Source organism: Streptomyces sp. NPDC088706 (assembly GCF_044752765.1).
In the GTDB taxonomy this organism is placed as follows: Bacteria; Actinomycetota; Actinomycetes; order Streptomycetales; family Streptomycetaceae; genus Streptomyces.
In genome coordinates this window covers 695,571-715,477 of record NZ_JBIVLW010000002.1, presented here as the reverse complement: position 1 = coordinate 715,477, position 19,907 = coordinate 695,571, and the positions used below count along the sequence as shown (strand labels likewise).

General features: G+C 72.3%; 11 protein-coding genes and 1 pseudogene. 5 read left to right on the top strand and 7 right to left on the bottom strand.

Annotated features, from left to right (window positions below; all coding sequences use genetic code 11):
• Nucleotides 1-40: 40 nt before the first annotated feature.
• Complete coding sequence (locus ACIQAK_RS08825) at nt 41-1,531, top strand: carboxylesterase family protein (protein ID WP_366387564.1); 1,491 nt, start codon at nt 41-43, stop codon at nt 1,529-1,531.
• A 98-nt stretch (nt 1,532-1,629) separates the two neighbouring features.
• Here the strand turns inward: ACIQAK_RS08825 and ACIQAK_RS08820 are convergent, their stop codons facing one another.
• The 6 genes from ACIQAK_RS08820 to ACIQAK_RS08795 form a co-directional block, all read right to left on the bottom strand.
• On the bottom strand, nt 1,630-1,845 hold the full coding sequence (locus tag ACIQAK_RS08820; RefSeq protein WP_366387563.1) for an EF-hand domain-containing protein: 216 nt from the start codon (nt 1,843-1,845) through the stop codon (nt 1,630-1,632).
• 108 nt (nt 1,846-1,953) lie between these two features.
• The gene (locus tag ACIQAK_RS08815) at nt 1,954-2,739 is read right to left on the bottom strand and encodes a polysaccharide deacetylase family protein (RefSeq protein ID WP_366387562.1); all 786 of its coding nucleotides are present in this window, start codon (nt 2,737-2,739) and stop codon (nt 1,954-1,956) included.
• 406 nt (nt 2,740-3,145) lie between these two features.
• Nucleotides 3,146-3,661, bottom strand: a complete 516-nt coding sequence (locus ACIQAK_RS08810; RefSeq protein WP_366387561.1) for an ATP-binding protein — start codon at nt 3,659-3,661, stop codon at nt 3,146-3,148.
• Between the two features lie 378 nt (nt 3,662-4,039).
• The gene (locus ACIQAK_RS08805) at nt 4,040-4,807 is read right to left on the bottom strand and encodes an enoyl-CoA hydratase-related protein (RefSeq protein ID WP_366387560.1); all 768 of its coding nucleotides are present in this window, start codon (nt 4,805-4,807) and stop codon (nt 4,040-4,042) included.
• Nucleotides 4,808-4,931: 124 nt separating this feature from the next.
• A complete protein-coding gene (locus ACIQAK_RS08800; RefSeq protein ID WP_366387559.1) occupies nt 4,932-6,176 on the bottom strand; it encodes an Ig-like domain-containing protein in 1,245 nt (414 codons plus the stop codon).
• A 306-nt stretch (nt 6,177-6,482) separates the two neighbouring features.
• Nucleotides 6,483-7,724, bottom strand: a complete 1,242-nt coding sequence (locus ACIQAK_RS08795; protein ID WP_366387558.1) for an Ig-like domain-containing protein — start codon at nt 7,722-7,724, stop codon at nt 6,483-6,485.
• Nucleotides 7,725-7,877: 153 nt separating this feature from the next.
• Between ACIQAK_RS08795 and glgX the strand changes: the two genes are divergently transcribed.
• The 4 genes and pseudogenes from glgX to ACIQAK_RS08775 all read left to right on the top strand — a co-directional run bounded on the left by glgX (nt 7,878) and on the right by ACIQAK_RS08775 (nt 16,561).
• Nucleotides 7,878-10,211: a glycogen debranching protein GlgX gene (glgX, locus tag ACIQAK_RS08790; protein ID WP_366387557.1), complete on the top strand. Its 2,334-nt coding sequence runs from the start codon at nt 7,878-7,880 to the stop codon at nt 10,209-10,211.
• Nucleotides 10,212-10,360: 149 nt separating this feature from the next.
• Nucleotides 10,361-12,201 (top strand): annotated as a pseudogene (locus ACIQAK_RS08785) (ABC transporter ATP-binding protein).
• Complete coding sequence (locus ACIQAK_RS08780) at nt 12,198-14,099, top strand: ABC transporter ATP-binding protein (RefSeq protein WP_366387556.1); 1,902 nt, start codon at nt 12,198-12,200, stop codon at nt 14,097-14,099. Before ACIQAK_RS08785 ends, ACIQAK_RS08780 begins: the two are co-directional and overlap by 4 nt.
• A gap of 419 nt (nt 14,100-14,518) precedes the next feature.
• The gene (locus ACIQAK_RS08775; RefSeq protein ID WP_366387555.1) at nt 14,519-16,561 is read left to right on the top strand and encodes a M4 family metallopeptidase; all 2,043 of its coding nucleotides are present in this window, start codon (nt 14,519-14,521) and stop codon (nt 16,559-16,561) included.
• Between the two features lie 103 nt (nt 16,562-16,664).
• On the opposite strand, the gene glgP is transcribed toward ACIQAK_RS08775, so the two are convergent.
• Entirely contained in the window at nt 16,665-19,334 is a 2,670-nt protein-coding gene (gene glgP / locus ACIQAK_RS08770; protein ID WP_366387554.1) for an alpha-glucan family phosphorylase, read from the bottom strand.
• Nucleotides 19,335-19,907: the final 573 nt, after the last annotated feature.

Below are 19,907 nucleotides of genomic sequence, written 5' to 3'. Positions count from 1 at the left end.
CCGCTGAGCCACCGCACCGCGAGAGGGGTGGGCACGCACCATGTCCGACATCGGGGCGGGGTCTCCCCCGCAGTCTCCCCCACAGGCCAGGACCGTGCGGGGCGCTGTGCGCGGTGCGGTGGAGCGGGGTGTCGCGGTCTTCCGCGGCATCCCGTACGCGGCTGCGCCGGTCGGCGTGCGGAGGTTCCGCGCGCCGGAGCCGCCGGAGCCCTGGGCGGGCGTGCGCGACGCGGTCGCGTACGGGCCGACGGCCCCCAAGCGGCCCTACGCCCCGCCGCTGGACCGGCTGCTGCCGGACCCGCGGGTGCCGGGCGAGGAGTGGCTCAACCTCAATGTGTGGACGCCGTCCACCGAGGCCGTGGGGCTCCCGGTCCTCGTCTGGATCCACGGCGGTTCGCTGCTGCACGGATCCTCGGCGGTGCCGGTGTACGACGGGTCCGCGTTCGCCCGGGACGGGGTGGTGCTCGTCTCGGTCAACTACCGCCTGGGCGTCGAGGGCTTCGGGGTGTTCCCGGACGCGCCCGCCAACCGGGGGCTGCTGGACCAGCTCGCCGCCCTGGAATGGGTGCGGGACAACATCGCGGCGTTCGGCGGCGACCCGGGCCGGGTGACGGTGGCCGGGGAGTCGGCGGGGGCGGTCTGCGTCGCGGCCCTGCTGGCGGTGGAGCGCTCGGCGGGTCTGTTCCACCGGGCGGTGCTCCAGAGCGGGGCGCCCACGGCGCTGGCCCCGAAGGTCGCGCGCGGGACGACCGAGCTGATCGCCGGGCGGCTCGGCGTCCCCGCCACGGCCGCCGCGCTGGCCGCCGTGGACCCGGACGCGCTGCTGACCGCCCAGACCGAGGTGACGAGCGGCGGCAACCCGCTGACCGGCCGCAACTCCTTCCAGATCGTGGTGGACGGCGAGCTGCTGACCCGGGACCCGGCCGAGGCGCTGCGCGCGGGCGCCGCCGCCGGCATCGATCTGCTGATGGGGGCGAACACCGAGGAGTACCGGCTCTGGTTCGTCCCCGGCGGCCTGATGGAACGGATCGGCCGGCTGAAGCTCCGCCTGGCACTGCTGAAGTTCAGGGTCCCGAACGCCACCGCCCGCACCTACCGGGCCAACCGGCCGGACGCCACCCCCGGCGAACTCCTCGGCGCGCTCGCCACCGACCTGCTGCTGCGGGTCCCGCTCAACCGGCTGGCCGACGCGCGCGCCGGCGCCGGGGCGTCCACGTACGTCTACGAGTTCGGCTGGCCCTCCCCCGTACAGCGCCTCGGTGCCTGTCACGCGCTGGAGCTCGGGTTCGTCTTCGACACCCTCGCCCACCCCGACACCATGGCCCTGACCGGCCCGGACGCACCGCAGGAGGTGGCGGACGCGATGCACCGGGCGTGGGTGGACTTCGCGGCGGCCGGCGACCCGGGCTGGCCGTCCTGGGACGCCTCCCGGCCGGTGCGGTTCTTCGGTGCGGGCGGCGCCCCGGCGGTCGTCCTGGCCCCGCGCGAGACCGAGTTGCGGGGCTGGGAGCCGTACCGGAAGAAGCGCTAGCGGGTGAGATCCCGTGCGGAACGCCCGGCGGGGCCGCCGCAAGGGCCGCCGGCGCGGGCCCCGGCCGGACGAGACGGCGGCCGGGGTCCCGTCGCGGCTCAGGCCTTGTTCTGCGCGGCCCAGAACTCGTCGAAGGTGAGCAGGCCGTCACCGTTGCCGTCGTGGGCGTTGATGATCGCCTGTGCCACCGTCTCCGTCACGAACGGGTCGCCCAGCTGCGCCATCGCGCTCTTGTACTCGCCCGCCGTGATGAGACCGTCGCCGTTACCGTCGAACTTCTCGAATACCGTCCGCGCCGACTCGATGTCCGCCACTGTTCCGCCCCTTCGTGGTGCCGATTGTCGGGGTCAGATTATCGGGCCGTACGGGTGACGGGTGCGGCGGCCGGGGCTGGAGGTCCCGGTGCCGTGCCGCCCGTGGCGTCAGCTCAGCAGCTCCGTGGCGGTCACCGCGCGCAGGCCGCGCCGGTCGATCTCGGTGAGGAGGAGCGGCAGCGCGGCGACCGTGACCGGGCGGCCGAGGCTCAGCCCGACCACGGAGCCGTGCCGCAGCTCGCCCGTCACTTTGCGGAGGACGGCCGGGACCCCGGTCGCGGCGTGGTCGCGGGACTCCACGTCGTACGACAGGACGTGCGGGTACCCGGCCCGCCGCGCGAGGCGCTGGAGGAGCGGGGTGGTGTCCGGGCCGGGCGAGGGGCGGAACCAGGTGCCGATGGAGCCGGTGAGCCGGCGCAGCCGCCGGGCGCAGGCGGTGATCTCCTCGTATGCCGCGCGCTCGTCGAGGGCCGCGAGGTCGCGGTGGTTCTGGGTGTGGTTGCCGAGCTCGTGACCGCCGTCGAGGATGCGGCCGGCCATACCGGGGTGCGCGTCGAGCCAGCTGCCCACGGCGAGGACGGTGACCCGGACCCCGGCCCGTTCGATCCGGGCGAGCGCGGTACGGGCGAGGTCGAGGTCGCCCCGGCCCTCGAAGGTGAGGGCCACGCGGGGCCGGTCGCGGGGGCCGTGGGCGATCTCGACCGGCTGCCCGGGGAAGCGGCGCGGGGCGGCGGGGACGGCAGGGGGTGCGTACGCCGACGAGGGCGCGGGCGCCCCGTCGGCCACTCCCCCTCCCGCCCTCCTCGCGCAGCCCGCGAGGGCGGCGGCCGTGAGCAGCCCGGCCCCGGCACCCAGCGCGTCCCGGCGGCGCACCGGCACCCTGCGTCCTGCCATACCCGACCACCTCGCCTTCCACGGAGTCCCGGGACACAGTAAGGGCGGAACAAGTGAAATATGACGATTGACCGATTTACTGAATGATCTATGAATCATTCAGGTGGTGCGATAAGAATGCATGGAAAGACAGGCGAGTGACCGAGCCCACCTGTGATTCAGCCACGAAATGCCCGTTTGGCCCGAGAATCAACCGGAATGCATCTTTGGCACCGAGGTCGCCCGTCTGCCATAGTCGGAGCCACGACCCCCATTGACCCGGGCCGAGGTCGTCACGAGCGGCCGTGAACCCACCCCACATGTCACGGCCCCCACAGAAGCCCCCGCAGCGCCGCACCCCGGCCGAAGGGGGCTTCCGTGCGTCCGGAGCCCTGCGGTCGCGCCCGGACCCCCGCGGCCTCAGGTGTCAGCGGTCCGAGATCCGCATCTCGAACCAGGTGGTCTTGCCGCGCGGCAGCAGGTCCACCCCCCACCGGTCGGAGAGCTTGTCGACGAGGAAGAGGCCCCGGCCGCTGATGTCCATCTCGCGCACCGGCATCAAACACGGCAGTCCGCGCGAGGGATCACGCACCTCGATCCGGATCCAGCCCCGGCGGCGCACCATCCGTAACCCGAAGACGCGGGCCCCGGTGTGGCGTACCGCGTTGCCGACGAGCTCCGAGACGAGCAGCACCGCGTACTCGGCGGTCTGCGGCGAGAGGGCCCACTGCCGGAGCACCACGCAGGAGGTGAGCCGACGGGCCGTCGCCGCGGACTCCGGCCGCGACGGCAGCCGGACTTCCCCCTCGGTCGGATTTCCGAACAACTCCAGCGCCTTGAACGCCTGTTCGTCGTCCATGCCCGACGTCCAGCGTGCCGCGGTCGCGCTGCTGCGCGGTCGCGGCTGATCCACACCCTCCAGGCCCGCCATGTCCACCATCATGGACGCACACCTCGCCCTCCGGGGCCGTTCCGAAGGAATCCGCACCCCGGAACACCCCTCTCCCCAAAGGGCGTTCGGCATATGCCCGTGGCAGGACGGCGTCCTTCACGGCCCCGATGAGCTGGGGCGATGAGCCGACCGGGCGGGATCGCCCGACAGGTGCCAGGCCGGGCCCCGAGGCTGCCTCAGGGCCCGGATAAACCGCCCGCAGGGATGAACCCGCGTCACGGGTGCGTCCGGAACTCGGGTACGTCCAGAACCGGCCCCACCGCACGAGCGGTCGAAACCGGTCCCCACCGCACGTGCGGTCGAAACCGGTCCCCACCGCACGTGCGGTCCGGAACCGGCCCCACCCGCACCTGGGTCCTGGGTCCTGGGTCAGAGGAACTGCGCCTTGCCGGGCCCCTCCGCCACGAAACTGCGCATCCCGCGCTCACGGTCCTCGGTGGCGAACAGTCCGGCGAACCAGTTCCGCTCGATGGTCAGCCCGGTGTCGATGTCCGTCTCCAGACCGGCGTCCACCGACTCCTTGGCCGCGCGCAGCGCCAGCGCGGGCCCCTTCGCCAGCTGGGCGGCCCAGGCGTGCGCCTGCTCGTAGACCTCGGCGGCCGGGACCACCCGGTCCACCAGACCGAGCGTCAGGGCCTCCTCCGCCTTGACCATGCGGCCGGTGAAGATGAGGTCCTTGGCCCGGGACGGGCCGATCAGCCGGGCGAGCCGCTGGGTGCCGCCGGCGCCCGGGATCAGGCCGAGCAGGATCTCGGGCTGGCCGAGCCTGGCGTTGTCCGCGGCGATGCGGAAGTCGGCGCAGAGGGCCAGTTCGCAGCCGCCGCCGAGCGCGTAACCGGTGACGGCGGCGACGACCGGCTTGGGGATGCGGGCGACCGCGGTGAAGGAGTCCTGGAGCGCCCGGGACCGCACGACCATCGCCGTGTGGTCCATCGCCTGCATCTCCTTGATGTCCGCGCCGGCCGCGAACACCTTCTCGCCGCCGTACAGGATCACCGCGCGCACGTCCTCGCGCCGGGCGGCCTCCTCGGCGAGCTCCCGCAGCCGGTCCTGGACCGCCACGTCCAGGGCGTTCATCGGCGGCCGGTCCAGCCGGATGGTCCCGACGTTGTCGCGTACTTCGAGGGTCACAGTCATGGAGGCAGGTTAACCAGTGCTAACGCGGGCGGGCCCGGTGCCGTTGGTCACAGCACCGGGCCCGCCGGGGTCGTACGGGACGTCCTCGAAGAGGTCTGTCCTGCGAGAAGTTCCGGAAGAAGCCTTACTTCTTCCACTCCTCCCAGTCCATGTTCCAGCCGTTGAGGCCGTTGTCCGGCTGGATCTGCTTGTCCTTGGAGTTCTTCACGACGACCACGTCACCGATCAGCGACTTGTTGTAGAACCAGGCCGCCGGGGTCTGGCTGTCGTAGCCGCCGCGCACATCGCGCAGACCGACACAGCCGTGGCTGGTGTTGGTGGTGCCGAAGATGGAGGACGCGCCCCAGTAGTTGCCGTGCAGGAAGGTGCCCGAGGTGGACAGCCGCAGGGCGTGCGGCACGTCCTTGATGTCGTACTCGCCGCCGAAGCCCACGGTGTCGCCGTTCATCCGGGTCACCTTGTGCTTCTCGCTGATGACCATCTGACCGTTGTACGTGGTGGTCGCCGGGGCGCCCGCGGAGACCGGGATGTCCTTGATCTGCTTGCCGTCGCGGACGACCTTCATCCGCTTCGTGCTCGCGTCGACGGTGGAGACCTGGCTGCGGCCGATGGTGAACTTCACCGTCTTGGCCTGCTTGCCGTAGACCCCCGGCCGTCCCTCCACACCGTCCAGGTGGAGCTGCACGGTCACCTTGGTGCCCGGCGCCCAGTACTTCTCCGGGCGGAAGTCGAGGCGGTCGTTGCCGAACCAGTGGCCCTCGATCTCGACCGGCGGCTCGGCGGTGACCTTGACGGCCTTCTCCACGGCGGCCGGCTCGGTGATACCCCGGGTGAAGTTGATCGAGACCGGCATGCCGACCCCGACGGTGGAACCGTCCTCCGGCGTGTAGTGCCCGATGAAGGTGTTCTCCGGCACCAGCGTGGTGAAGGTGGTGTCCTTCGCCGACTCACGGCCCTTCGCGTCCTTGGCGACCGCGTGCACCGCGTACTTGGTGGCGGCGGCGAGGTGCCGCTCCGGCACCCAGCTCGCGCCGTCGGCCGCGATCTCACCCGCGACCTCGTTGCCCTTGGGGTCGGCGACCTCGACCGAGGTCAGCTTTCCCCGCGCGGCGGTAATCTTCAGCGCGCCGCTGGTGGCCACCGACTCCGAACCGTCCTCGGGCGCGATGGTCACCACCGCCTGCGAGGCCGAGGTGTCCTCCGCCTTCGAGCCGCTCCCGCTGCCGCCCTTGCTTCCCGCTTCCGCGTCCCCGCCGCACGCCGTCACCAGCAACAGCATGGCGCCCATGACCAGGGCCAAGGGCCCCGATCCGCCGCGCCGCTTCCTGCCCGCCCCGGCCGATGCCCCCGATATCGGCTGCACGTTCACTGTGGTCGTCTCCCCTCGCCGGGCCTGGCACCGCCATGGCCCGCATCCCCCGCGCGCTGCACATACGCGCTCCTCGCAAAGATAATCACACCGTGGGGGCGGTGGATCCCCTCGGGAATGTCACCGTTCCGTCCCAAGCGACAGGGGGAGCCGTGCAGGTAGGGCGGGGTGCCGGAGGCCCGAGGGGGCGGGGTGCCGGACGCCCGAGGGGGCGGGGTGCCGCACGCCCGAGGGGGCGGGGTGCCGGACGCCCGAGGGGGCGGGGTGCCGGACGCCCCCGGGGCGGGGGCGCCGGCCCCGGGGGCCTCAGCGCAGGGCGGAGCCCGCCTGCCACTTCTTCCAGCCCATGTTCCAGCCGCTGAGCCCGTTGTCCGGCGCGACCTTCTTGTCCTTGGAGTTGACGACCTCCACCACGTCCCCGATCAGGGTCCGGTCGAAGAACCAGCCGCCCGGCGTGGTGGCGCTGCCACCCTTCGCGTCGCGCAGCCCGATGCAGCCGTGGCTGACGTTCTTCTCGCCGAACACGTCTTCGTCCGCCCAGTAGTTGCCGTGCAGGAAGGTGCCGGAGGTGGTGAGCCGGATGGCGTGCGGGACGTCCTTGATGTCGTACTCGCCCTTGCCCTTCTTGTCCGTGAAGCCGACGGTGGCGCCGTTCATCCGGGTCACCTCGTGCAGCTCGGTGACGACCATCTTCCCGTTGTACGTGGTCGTCCTGGGGGCCCCAGCGGTGATCGGGACCGTGCTGACGAGCTCTCCGTCGCGGCGCACCTCCATGGTCTTGGCCTCCGCGTCCACCAGGGAGACCTGGGAGCGCCCGACGGTGAAGGTGACCGTCTTGTCCTGGCTGCCGTAGACCTTCGGCGCGCCCTCCACGTCCCGCAGCCCGATGTCCACGGTGACCTCGGTGCCCGGCTTCCAGTACGTACGGGGGCGAAAGTCGAGCCGGTCCTTGCCGAACCAGTGGCCGACGACCTCCACCGCCGGTTTCGCGGTCACCCGGATGGCCTTCTGCACCGCCGCGCGGTCGGCGATGGGGCGGTTGAAGGAGAAGGACACGATCATGCCCGTCCCCACGGTGGACCGGTTCTCCGGCTTGAAGTACCCGATGAACCGGTGTTCGGGGACCAGCGTGGTGAAGGTGGCGTGGCGCGCCGAGCGCTGCCCGGCCGCGTCCACCGCCACGGCGTCGACGCTGTACTTCGCGGCCAGGGCGAGCCGGGCGGCGCCGGGGTCCGGCTTCCAGGAAAGGCCGTCGGCGGCGATGCGCCCGGCCACGGTCTGCTGCTGGGCGTCCTCGACGCGCATCACCTTGACGCTCTCCAGCCGGCCGTCGGGGATCTTCACCCCGATCCGGGTCTCCGCGTCGACCTCCTTCGCCCCGTTTTCGGGAAAGATGCTGATCACATCCTGGGGAGAGCCCGGTTTGCCGTTGAGCAGGGCCCCTCTCGTATCGGTGCATCCGGTCAGCAGGACCAGCACGGTGAGCAGTCCTGCCCATGTCAGCACGGCGGCCGAGCCCGCCCGTGCGCTCTTCGCTACGTGGTTCACGCTCCCCCAACGACCAGGGCGGTCGGGGGAAACGTGAGTGCGGGCCCCGCGGTGGGCAGAACAGAGGGAAGGACTACCAGGAGAGGGCCGCGGCCGGGACGTCGCGCGCCCCCTTTCCGGTGCCCGTCCTCATGAGCCGCGGGAGGCGACACGGTGTCGAGCGCAGCCGAGCAGGAGGCAGTACAGGAACCGGCCGGGACGGCGGTGCGGCCCGGGGAACCACCGGGCCGGGCCGCGGCACCCGGCACCGCACGTACCGAGGACCCGAACGGCCTGCGGGTGGAGGCCGCGCGAGCCGTCCGCGTGGAGATCGCGCACGCCGTACGCACCGAGCCCCGCGCCCCCGTCGTGTGGCCCGGGGCGCCGATGCCGCTCGGGGCCCGCTTCCGGGTCGGTCCGGACGGAGTGGCGGGCACCAACTTCGCGCTGTGGGCCGGCGGGGCCGAGGCGGTCGAGCTGTGCCTCTTCGACGAGCGCGGCAACGAGACCCGCTGCCCGCTGACCGAGCTCACCCACGAGATCTGGCACGGCTTCCTGCCGGGCATCGCGCCCGGACAGCGTTACGGCTACCGGGTGCACGGCCGCTGGGACCCGTGGACCGGGGCCCGCTGGAACGCGGCCAAGCTGCTGCTGGACCCGTACGCCCGTGCGGTGGACGGCACCTTCACCCTGCCGCCCGAGGTCTACGGGCACGTCCGCGACTGGCCCCAGCAGCATGTCGCCGACACCGTGCGCGACGACCGGGACTCGGCGCCCCATGTGCCCAAGGGCGTGGTCGTCCACGATGACGACGACTGGGTGGAGGACCGCCGCCCCAAGACCCCGTGGGCCGACTCGGTCATCTACGAACTCCACGTACGCGGCTTCACCAAGCGCCACCCGGACATCCCGCCCGAGCTGCGCGGCACCTACGCCGGGCTCGCGCACCCGGCCGCGATCGACCATCTGACCCGGCTCGGGGTGACGGCGGTGGAGCTGCTGCCGGTCCACCAGTTCGCCCACGAGGACCATCTGCTGCGGCGCGGGCTGCACAACTACTGGGGCTACAACTCCATCGGCTACTTCGCCCCGCACGCCGACTACTCCGCCTCCGGCTCGGCGGGCGGGCAGGTCGGCGAGTTCAAGCGGATGGTGCACGCGCTGCACGGGGCCGGGATCGAGGTCATCCTCGACGTCGTCTACAACCACACCGCCGAGGCGGGCGAGCTGGGCCCGATGCTCTCCCTGCGCGGCATCGACAACCGCGGCTACTACCGGCTCCAGAACGACCCCCGCCGCTACGCCGACTACACCGGCTGCGGCAACACCCTGCACGTGGTCCAGCCCCAGGTGCTGCGGCTCATCACCGACTCGCTGCGCTACTGGGTCACCGAGATGGGCGTCGACGGCTTCCGCTTCGACCTGGCGGCGGCGCTCGCCCGTTCGATGCACGACGTCGACATGCTCTCCCCGTTTCTCGCGGTGATCGCCCAGGACCCGGTGCTGCGCCGGGTCAAGCTGATCGCCGAGCCGTGGGACGTCGGCAACGGCGGCTACCAGGTGGGCGCCTTCCCGCCCCTGTGGACCGAGTGGAACGACCGCTACCGCGACGCCGTACGGGACTTCTGGCGCGGCGCGCTCCCCGACGTACGGGATCTCGGCTACCGGCTGACCGGCTCCAGCGACCTGTACGCCTGGGGCGGCCGCCGCCCGTACGCCTCGGTCAACTTCGTCACCGCGCACGACGGCTTCACCCTGCGCGACCTGGTCAGCTACGAGCACAAGCACAACGAGGCCAACGGGGAGGGCAACCGGGACGGTACGAGCGACAACCGGGCGTGGAACTGCGGGACGGAGGGCGAGAGCGAGGACCCGGAGGTCAACGCGTTGCGCCGCCGCCAGCTCCGCAACCTGCTCACATCGCTGCTGCTCTCCACCGGGGTGCCGATGCTGGTGGCGGGCGACGAGATGGGCCGGACGCAGGGCGGCAACAACAACGCCTACTGCCAGGACAACGAGATCGGCTGGCTGGACTGGTCACTGCTGGAGCAGCCCGAGTGGCGGGAGCTGACCGAGCTGACGGCCCGGGTGCTGAGGCTGCGCCAGGCCCATCCGGTGCTGCGCCGCCGCGCGTTCTTCTCCGGCCGGGCCCAGGCGCCGGACGGGCTGCGGGACCTGGCCTGGTTCACCCGGGACGGGCGGGAGATGACGGAGGGCGACTGGTACGCGCCCACCGCCTCGCTCGGCCTCTACCTCTCGGGCCGGGACATCCCGGGGCGGGACGCGCGGGGCGAGCCGGTCACCGACGACAGCTTCCTCGCCGTGCTGCACGCGGGCGCGGAGCCGGTCGCCTTCGAGCTGCCGGGAGCCCCGTGGGCGGCCGGCTACGAACTGGTCCTGGACACCTCCCGGGAGGACCAGGCCGATGCGCCCGGCACGGTCCTGGAAGGCGGTGCGGAGATGACCGTCCCGGCCCGCTCGGTGCTGCTGCTGCGGGTGACGGCGTAACGGCCGGGGGAGCCGGAGGGGGAATCAGCCGAGGATGCCCCGGTCGTGGCCGACGGCGACGGCCGCGGGCGGCCGGCCGGGGGAAGCGGCGGGCTCCCGGCGGAAATTGTCGGGACCGATGTCAGTGGTGAAACGTACAGTCGGTTCTGATGCCCGAAACACCTGCACTGCACACGGACCGGTCCGCCGTGCGCTCCCTCCTGCGTCTGTGGCCCTATGTCCGTCCCGTGCGGCTCCGCCTGTTCACCGCCGCCTTCGTGGCCATCCTGGCGTCCTGTCTGTCGCTGGTGATCCCGCTGATCCTGAAGTGGATGGTGGACGGGCCCGTCGCCGACCGGGACCCGGGCGGCGTCTGGCTGGGGGCGCTGTACCTGTTGCTGCTCGGCATCGCGGAAGCCGTCCTGTTCGGGTTCCGGCGGTGGCTGGTGGCACGGCCGCTGGCCGGGGTCGAGGCGTCGCTGCGGGCCGGTCTCTACCGACATCTGCAACGGCTGCCGGTGGCCTTCCACGACCGCTGGCCCTCGGGCCAGCTGCTGTCGCGCGGCACGACGGATCTGATGCTGCTGCGGATGTTCCTGGCGTTCCCGCTGACCTTCCTGGTCGTCAACGCGGCGACGATCCTGGTCGGTTCGTCATCCTGTTCGCCCAGGACTGGTCGCTCGGTCTGGTGCTGCTGGCGCCCGCGGTGCCGCTGATGGTCCTGTGCTCGCTGTTCGAGACGAAGTACGCGCTGGTGGCGCGGAGGGCTCAGGACCAGGTGGGCGACCTGACCACGGTCGTCGAGGAGAGCGTGCTCGGCATCCGGATCATCAAGGGCTTCGGCCGCCACCGCAGCCAGGGACACGCCTTCAGGGTGCTGTCCCGGCGGCTGCGCTCCACGGAGCTGGGCAAGGCGCGGCTGCTCGCCGGGATCTGGGCGCTCATCACCACCATCCCGGAGCTGGCGATCGGGGCCGCGCTGGTGCTCGGCACGGTCCAGGTGGCGGACGGCACCCTGTCGGCGGGCACCCTGGTCGCCTTCCTCTCGACGGCTCTGGCGCTGCGGTGGCCGGTGGAGTCGATCGGCTTCCTGCTGGCGATGAGCCAGGAGGCGGCGACCGCGACCGACCGGTATTTCGAGGTGATGGACGCGGCGGAGGAGCAGGGGGCGGCGACCGCCCGCGCGGGGGCGCCGGAGCCGCCCGCCGGGATGGTGTTCGAGGGGGTGGAGTTCCGCTACCCGGACGCGGAGCCGGGCTCCCCGCCCGTCCTGGCCCGGATCGACCTGCACGTGCGGCCCGGCGAGACGATGGCCCTGGTGGGCGGTACGGGCTCCGGCAAGACGACGCTCACCGCGCTGGTCCCCCGGCTGCACGAGGTGACGGGTGGCCGGATCACGCTGGACGGCGAGGACATCGCCACGATGGAACGCGCGCGGCTGCGGGAGCTGGTGTCGGTGGCGTTCGAGGAGCCGACGCTGTTCTCCGCGACGGTCGGCGAGAACGTGCTGATGGGTGCCGAGGACGCGGACGAGAAGCAGGTGCGGCGGGCGCTCGCGGTGGCGCAGGCCGACTTCGTGCACCGGCTGCCTCAGGGCCTGGACACGGAGGTCGGCGAGCAGGGCCTGAGCCTCTCCGGTGGCCAGCGCCAACGCCTGGCCCTGGCACGTGCGGTGGTGGGCGAGCCGCGTTTCCTGGTGCTGGACGACCCGCTCTCGGCGCTGGACGTGCACACCGAGACGCTGGTGGAGGCGGCGTTGCGGCGGGTGCTGGAGGAGACGACGGCGGTGGTGGTGGCGCACCGCCCCTCGACGGTGATGCTCGCGGACCGGGTGGCGCTGCTGTCGGAGGGCCGGATCACGGCGGTGGGCACGCATCAGGAGCTGCTGCGGTCGAACGCGGAGTACGCGTGGCTGATGTCGGGCGCCGAGCCGGGCGGTGACCCTGCTGCCCCGACCGCCGAGGCCCCTGCCCCCGCCCAACAGGTACCCGCCGAGGAGGGCACCCGATGACCACGACCGCCACCGACGACGACGCCGCGCGCACCGCTTCCGGTGACGGCGAGGGGCTGGGTCCCGGCCGTACGGCCACGGCACCGACACCCGCCCCGGAGGGACCCGGCGACCCGTTCGACCAGGACGACCTGCCCGCACCGCGCGGCGCGACCCGGGCGCTCCTGTTCTCCCTGCTGTCCCCGATGCGCGGCCGGGTGGTGCTCGCCGCGCTCCTGCTGGTGCTCCAGCAGGCGGCGGTGCAGGCGGGACCGCTGCTGGTGGCGTACGCGATCGACAGCGGGGTCCCGGCGTTCCGGGACCACGACCACGGGCCCCTGATCGCGGTCGCGGTGGGCTACGCGCTCTGCTCGGTGGGCGCGGGGACGCTCCAGTACGCGTTCATCCGGTGCTCGGCCCGGATCAACCAGGACGCGCTGCTGGACCTGCGCGGCCGGATCTTCCGGCACGCCCAGGCGCTCAGCGTGGACTTCCACGAGCGCTACACCTCGGGCCGGCTGATCTCCCGGTCCACCTCGGACGTCGAGTCGCTGCAGGAGCTGCTGAGCGAGGGGCTCCAGGAGCTGATCACCGTGGTCCTGTCGTTCGTGTCGATCTCGGTGGTCCTGCTCTGGCTGGACCTCGGCATAGGGGCGATCGCCACCCTCTCCTTCGTACCGCTGTATCTGCTGGTACGGCTCTACCGGCGGCGGGCGGCCGTGGTGTACGGCGCGCGGTCGACGGCCATCGCGGCGGTGATCGTCAAGTTCGCGGAGACCATGAACGGCATCCGGCCGGTCCAGGCCTTCCGCCGGGAGCGGTCCAACGACACCGCGTTCGCCTCGCTCAACCACGTGCACGAGCGGCGCAACGGCGACGCGCTGCTGGAGATGGCGCGCTATGTCACCGGCTCCCGGCTGGTGGCGAACACGGCGGTCGCCGGGATGGTCCTCTGGGGCGCCTACCGGGTGGCCGGGGGGACGCTGGCGCTCGGGGTGCTGGCCGCGGCGGTGCTGTATCTGCGCCGGCTGTACGACCCGATCGACCGGCTCGGGATGTTCCTCAACTCCTACCAGTCGGCGGCGGCCTCGCTGGAGAAGATCGCGGGTCTGCTGGCGCAGAACCCGACGGTCCCGGACGCCTCGGACCCGAAGGAGCTGCCCGCCCGCTCCGGCGACCACCCGGGCCGGGAGGTCGTCTTCGACGGGGTGCGGTTCGCCTACCGTACGGGCGGCGAGGTGCTGCCCGCCTTCGACCTGCGCATCCCGGCGGGCCGTACGGTGGCGGTCGTCGGCTCGACGGGCGCGGGCAAGTCGACGCTCGCCAAACTGCTGGCCCGGTTCTACGACCCGACCGAGGGCCGGGTCCTGCTGGACGGCGTGGATCTGCGGGACCTGGCCACGGCCGAGCTGCGCAAGGGCGTGGTGATGGTGACGCAGGAGGCGTTCCTGTTCTCCGGCACGGTCGCGGAGAACATCGCGATCGGCCGCCCGGACGCCACGTCGGACGAGATCGAGCGGGCGGCGAAGGCGATCGGCGCGCACGACTTCATCGCCTCGCTGCCCGAGGGCTACGACACGGACGTACGCAAGCGCGGCGGCCGGATCTCGGCGGGCCAGCGCCAGTTGGTCGCCTTCGCCCGCGCGCTGCTGGCGGACCCGGCGGTGCTGATCCTCGACGAGGCGACCAGCTCCCTGGACATCCCCGGCGAGCGGGCGGTGCAGCGCGCCATGGACACGGTGCTGCACGGCCGCACAGCGGTGGTGATCGCCCACCGCCTCTCCACCGTGGAGATCGCGGACCGGGTGCTGGTGATGGAGGGCGGCCGCATCGTGGAGGACGGCGCGCCCGCCGAACTGATCGGCGGCACGGGCCGGTTCGCGGGGCTGCACCGGACGTGGCAGGACAGCCTGGCCTGAGCCGGACGGTTCCGGCCGGGCGGCGGGCCGCCGTCCGGCCGGTGGCCCGCCGACGGCGGTCCGCCGGACCGCCCGGTTCCGCTGGCGGGATCTGGCCAGAACCCGTCCCTGTCTCACCAGGTGGGCCGTCACCGCTACCGGCCCGAGCGCCCCCCGGCGCCTCCGATGCGCCGAACCTGTGCCCACCCTGTGAATACGGGCCTCGGCACACTACGGCAACATTCCGGTAATGATCGGCGAAACGTCCGCTTAACGAACATGACCTTTCCGGCAACGGACGACTTCCGGCCAACTTATTGACGCGCTCCTGACAGACATACGGATCTGCTGACACTCTTCACCCCGTTCTGCGCACCGCCTGCACCAGCCGGACGGCTCATCCAGCGCCGCCGGTAACCCCCCTCGCAGAAGGAGTCCGCGTGAGATCCACGCCCAGCCGTCGCGCCACCGCGACCGGCGCTCTGATAGCCGCAGCAGCCATGCTCGCCGTCGGACTGCAGTCCGGCGCCGCCACCGCCACCCCGACATCGGCCGCCCCGGCCGGCGGGATCACCGCCGGCACCAAGGCCGACCCGGGTTCGCTCCCCGCCAAGCTCTCCCCCGCCCAGCGCGCCGAACTCCTCAGCGAGGCCAACGCCACCAAGGCCGCCACCGCCAAGGAGCTGGGCCTCGGGGCCACGGAGAAGCTGGTCGTCCGCGATGTCGTCCAGGACCGGGACGGCACCACGCACACCCGCTACGAGCGCACCCTGGGCGGGCTGCCCGTCCTCGGCGGCGACCTGGTGGTCCAGGAGACCACGGCCGGGAAGACCCTCGGTGTCACCAAGGCGTCGAAGGCGACCGCCGCGCAGCTGAAGGCCGTCGGCCTCGACCCCGACGTGGCCCCGGCCGCCGCCGAGAAGCAGGCGCTCGGTGCCGCGAAGGCCGAGGGTTCCAAGGCGACGGAGGCTCAGAAGGCGCCGCGCACGGTCGTCTGGCTGGGCAGCGGCTCCCCGCAGCTCGCGTACGAGACCGTGGTCGGCGGACTCCAGCACGACGGCACCCCCAACGAGCTGCACGTGCTCACCGACGCCACCTCCGGCGAGAAGCTGTACGAGTGGCAGGCCGTCCACAACGGGACCGGCAACACCCAGTACAGCGGCCAGGTGACGCTGGGCACCGCGCCCTCGTACACGCTGACCGACACCACGCGCGGCAACCACAAGACCAACAACCTGAACCGGGGCACCTCCGGCACCGGGACCCTCTTCTCCGGCTCGGACGACATCTGGGGTGACGGCACCCCCCAGAACGCCGAGACGGCCGGCGCCGACGCCCACTACGGCGCCGCGCTCACCTGGGACTACTTCAAGAACGTGCACGGCCGCAGCGGCATCCGCGGTGACGGCGTCGGCGCGTACTCCCGCGTCCACTACGGCAACAACTACGTCAACGCCTTCTGGCAGGACAGCTGCTTCTGCATGACGTACGGCGACGGCGCGGGCAACACCAAGCCGCTGACCTCCATCGACGTGGCCGCCCACGAGATGACCCACGGCGTCACGTCGAACACCGCGGGCCTCGTCTACAGCGGTGAGTCCGGCGGCCTCAACGAGGCGACGTCCGACATCTTCGCCGCCGCCGTCGAGTTCAACGCGAACAACACCCAGGACCAGGGCGACTACCTGGTCGGCGAGAAGATCGACATCCGTGGCAACGGCACCCCGCTGCGCTACATGGACAAGCCCAGCCGCGACGGCAGCTCCAAGGACTACTGGTACTCGGGCATCGGCAGCGTCGACGTCCACTACTCCTCGGGCCCGGCCAACCACTGGTACTACCTGCTCTCCGAGGGCAGCGGCACCAAGACGATCAACGGGGTCGCCTACGACTCCGCGACCTCCGACGGACTGCCGGTCACCGGCATCGGCCGGGACAAGGCGTCGCTGATCTGGTTCAAGGCGCTCACCACCAAGTTCACCTCGACGACCAACTACGCCGCAGCCCGCACCGGCACCCTCGCGGTCGCCAGTGAGCTGTACGGCGCCACCAGCGCCGAGTACGCGGCCGTGGCCCACGCCTGGGCCGGCATCAACGTGGGTGCCCGCCCCGGTGGCGGCAACCCCGACCCGGGCGGCAAGGTCTTCGAGAACAACACCCCCGTGACCATCCCGGACGCGGGCGCGGCCGTCACCAGCTCGGTCACCGTCTCCGGTGTCACCGGCAACGCCCCGAGCGCCCTCAAGGTGGACGTGAACATCACGCACACCTTCCGCGGTGACCTGGTCGTCGACCTGGTGGCCCCGGACGGCACCGCCTACCGGCTGAAGAACTCCTCCTCCGGCGACTCCGCGGACAACGTGGTGGCGACCTACACGGTCAACGCCTCGTCCGAGGTGGCCAACGGGGCCTGGAAGCTGAAGGTCCAGGACGTCGCACGGGTGGACACCGGCCGCATCAACAGCTTCAAGCTGACCTTCTGACCCCACGGGATCACCGCACCAAGGGATCACGGCACCACCGGAAAGACCGAACGGCCCGGGAGGGGTTCGCCCCCTCCCGGGCCGTTCGCCGTACGTCGCGCCCTCAGCGCATCAGCACGCCCGCGCCCTCCCCCGTCGCCTCGTTCGGCACCGCGACCAGGCCCAGCTCGGCTCCGGAGGCGAGCAGCGCGTGCGCGGGCAGGACGCGCACGGTGTAGCCGTACGGTCCCGTCCGGTCCAGGGCGAGCGGGCCCTCGTACAGCCAGCGGTCCTCCAGGTCGTGGCCGCCCGCCGGCTTCAGCGGGAAGACCTGGGCGTCCGCGATGGCGTCGGCGGAGTCCACCCGGCCCGCGACGACCTGGACCTCCACGTCGTCCGGGTCCAGGCCGCCGAGGGCGACCCGCACCCGCAGCGACAGGGTCGCCCCCAGCTCGGCCGAGCCGCCCGCCACGGTGTCGGTGACCGACTCCACATGGTCGACGGAGACGTGCCGCCAGGCCGCCTTGACCTTCGCCTTCCACTCCGCGAGGTCCCGCGCCACCGCCGGGCCGAGGGCCCGCCGGGACCGCGCGGCGGGGGCGTACAGCCGCTCCACGTACTCGCGCACCATCCGCCCCGCGAGCACCTTCGGCCCCAGGTTGACCAGGGTGGAGCGGACCATCTCGATCCACCGGTCCGGCAGCCCGGAGGCCCCCCGGTCGTAGAAGCGCGGGGCGACCCGGTCCTCGATCAGGGCGTACAGGGCGCCCGACTCCAGCTCGTCGCGGCGGTCCTCGTCGACCGCCGAGCCGTCGGCGGTGGGGATCTCCCAGCCGAAGTCCGGGTCGAACCACTCGTCCCACCAACCGTCGCGCACGGAGAGGTTGAGGCAGCCGTTGAGCGCCGCCTTCATCCCGCTCGTGCCGCACGCCTCCAGCGGGCGCAACGGGTTGTTGAGCCAGACGTCGCAACCCGGGTAGAGCTTCTGCGCCATGCCCATGCCGTAGTCCGGCAGGAAGACGATGCGGTGGCGCACGCGCGGGTCGTCGGCGAACCGCACCAGCTCCTGGACCAGCCGCTTGCCGCCGTCGTCGGCGGGGTGGGCCTTGCCCGCCACCACGATCTGGATCGGGTGTGTCGGGTGCAGCAGGAGCTCGCGCAGCCGGTCGCGGTCGCGCAGCATCAGCGTAAGACGCTTGTACGAGGGGACCCGGCGGGCGAAGCCGATGGTCAGGACGGACGGGTCGAGGACGTCGTCGATCCAGCCGAGCTCGGCGGTGCCCGCGCCGCGCCGGCGCCAGGAGGCGTAGAGGCGGCGGCGGACCTCGGTCACCAGCTGCCCGCGCAGCTCGCGGCGCAGGTCCCAGATCTCCTGGTCTCCGATGCCGCCCACGGCGTCCCAGCGGCGTGGGGTGCCGGTCTGCGCGGAGGCCTCGTCGGCCACCGATCCGCCCGCCAGGACCTGGTGGGCGCGGCCGGTGCCGACCTGTCCGGCGCCGAGCCGGAAGACCTCGGGGGCCACCCAGGTGGGGGCGTGCACCCCGTTGGTGACCGAGGTGATCGGCACGTCCGCCGGGTCGAAGCCCGGCCAGAGCCCGGAGAACATCTCCCGGCTGACGGCCCCGTGCAGGGTGGAGACGCCGTTGGCGCGCTGGGCGAGCCGCAGCCCCATCACGGCCATGTTGAACAGCTCGGGCTCGCCGCCGGGGTAGGTCTCCCGGCCCAGCGGCAGGATCTTCTCCACGGGGACGCCGGAGAGCTCGCCGTCGTCGCCGAAGTGGCGGGCGATCAGCTGCCGGTCGAAGCGGTCTATCCCGGCGGGCACCGGGGTGTGGGTGGTGAAGACGGTCCCGCCGCGGACCACTTCGAGGGCCGCGTCGAAGTCGAGGCCGTCGGCGGCCAGTTCCCGGATGCGCTCCAGGCCGAGGAAACCGGCGTGGCCCTCGTTGGTGTGGAACACCTCCGGCTCCGGGGTCCGGGTGAGCCGGCACCAGGTGCGCACGGCGCGCACCCCGCCGATGCCGAGCAGCATCTCCTGCAGGAGCCGGTGGTCGCTGCCGCCGCCGTACAGCCGGTCGGTGACGTCGCGCTCGCCCGGTGCGTTCTCCTCGACGTCGGAGTCGAGCAGGAGGAGCGGGACGCGGCCGACCCGGGCCAGCCAGACGCAGGCGTGCAGCGAGCGCCCGCCGGGCAGGGCGAGCACCACCCGGGCGGGGGTGCCGTCACTCTCGCGGACCAGGTCGAGCGGGAGTTCGTTGGGGTCGAGGACCGGGTAGTGCTCCTGCTGCCAGCCCTCGCGGGACAGGCTCTGGCGGAAGTAGCCGTGCCGGTAGAGCAGGCCGACGCCGATGAGCGGGACGCCCAGGTCGCTGGCGGCCTTGAGGTGGTCGCCGGCCAGGATGCCGAGGCCGCCGCTGTACTGGGGCAGTGCGGCGGTGACGCCGAACTCGGGCGAGAAGTAGGCGATGGCGGAGGGGAGTTCGGCGCCGGCCGCCTGTTGTTCCTGGTACCAGCGCGGGCCGTCCAGATACTCCTTCAGGTCGGCGGAGGCCTCGGCCAGGCGGCCCAGGTACTCCGGGTCCCGGCCCAGTTCGGCGAGGCGCCCCGCGGTCAGGGAGCCGAGCAGGCGTACGGGGTCGGCGGCCGCGGGCCGCCACCCCTCGGGGTCGGCGGCCCGGAAGAGCTCGCGGGTCTCGGTGTGCCACGACCAGCGCAGGTTGCGCGCGAGGTCGTGGAGAGGTCGGAGGGGTTCGGGGAGGACAGGACGCACGGTGAATCGACGAATGGCCTTCACGTACTCCACCTTTACAGGGGACTTGCGCATCCGAGGGGACGCACGACGGTGTGCGTCCCTTCCGTCACCCTCGACGGTAGCGGCCGGCCGTGGCGTCCTGCCACGGCGCGCGGACGGCTCACCGGGTCCGGGACCGCCCGCCGCGCGCCTCCCCCACAGGAACCCCACACGTACCTCCCGTCCTCACCCGCCTCATCCTTCACCTGGGGGTTTGGCCGATTTCACCCCCGTACACAGCCTTGTGGACCTTCCTGGTACAGGGAAGGCTGCCGTGTGGCGCCGCAAAGCGGGTATCCGGAACCTGTGAGGGTGCTGCTGGCTCGTACGCCCACCGGGGCGCACGCCGGGCGCGACCGGACCCTGACCGGACCTGACCGACCGGCTACGACCGAGTAGTTAACACAGCGCCGGATTTCCCGAGGACGAACGTGGGGAAGGCTTTCCCGGTACGCAGCCCGACCCGGCCCGCACACCCTCCCGGTGGATCCGAAACATGCTTGAAACCCCCGCGCCCCACCCATTCGAGTGCCATTCGAGTGAACGCGGACAGGAGCGGCCATGCCCACAGCCCGT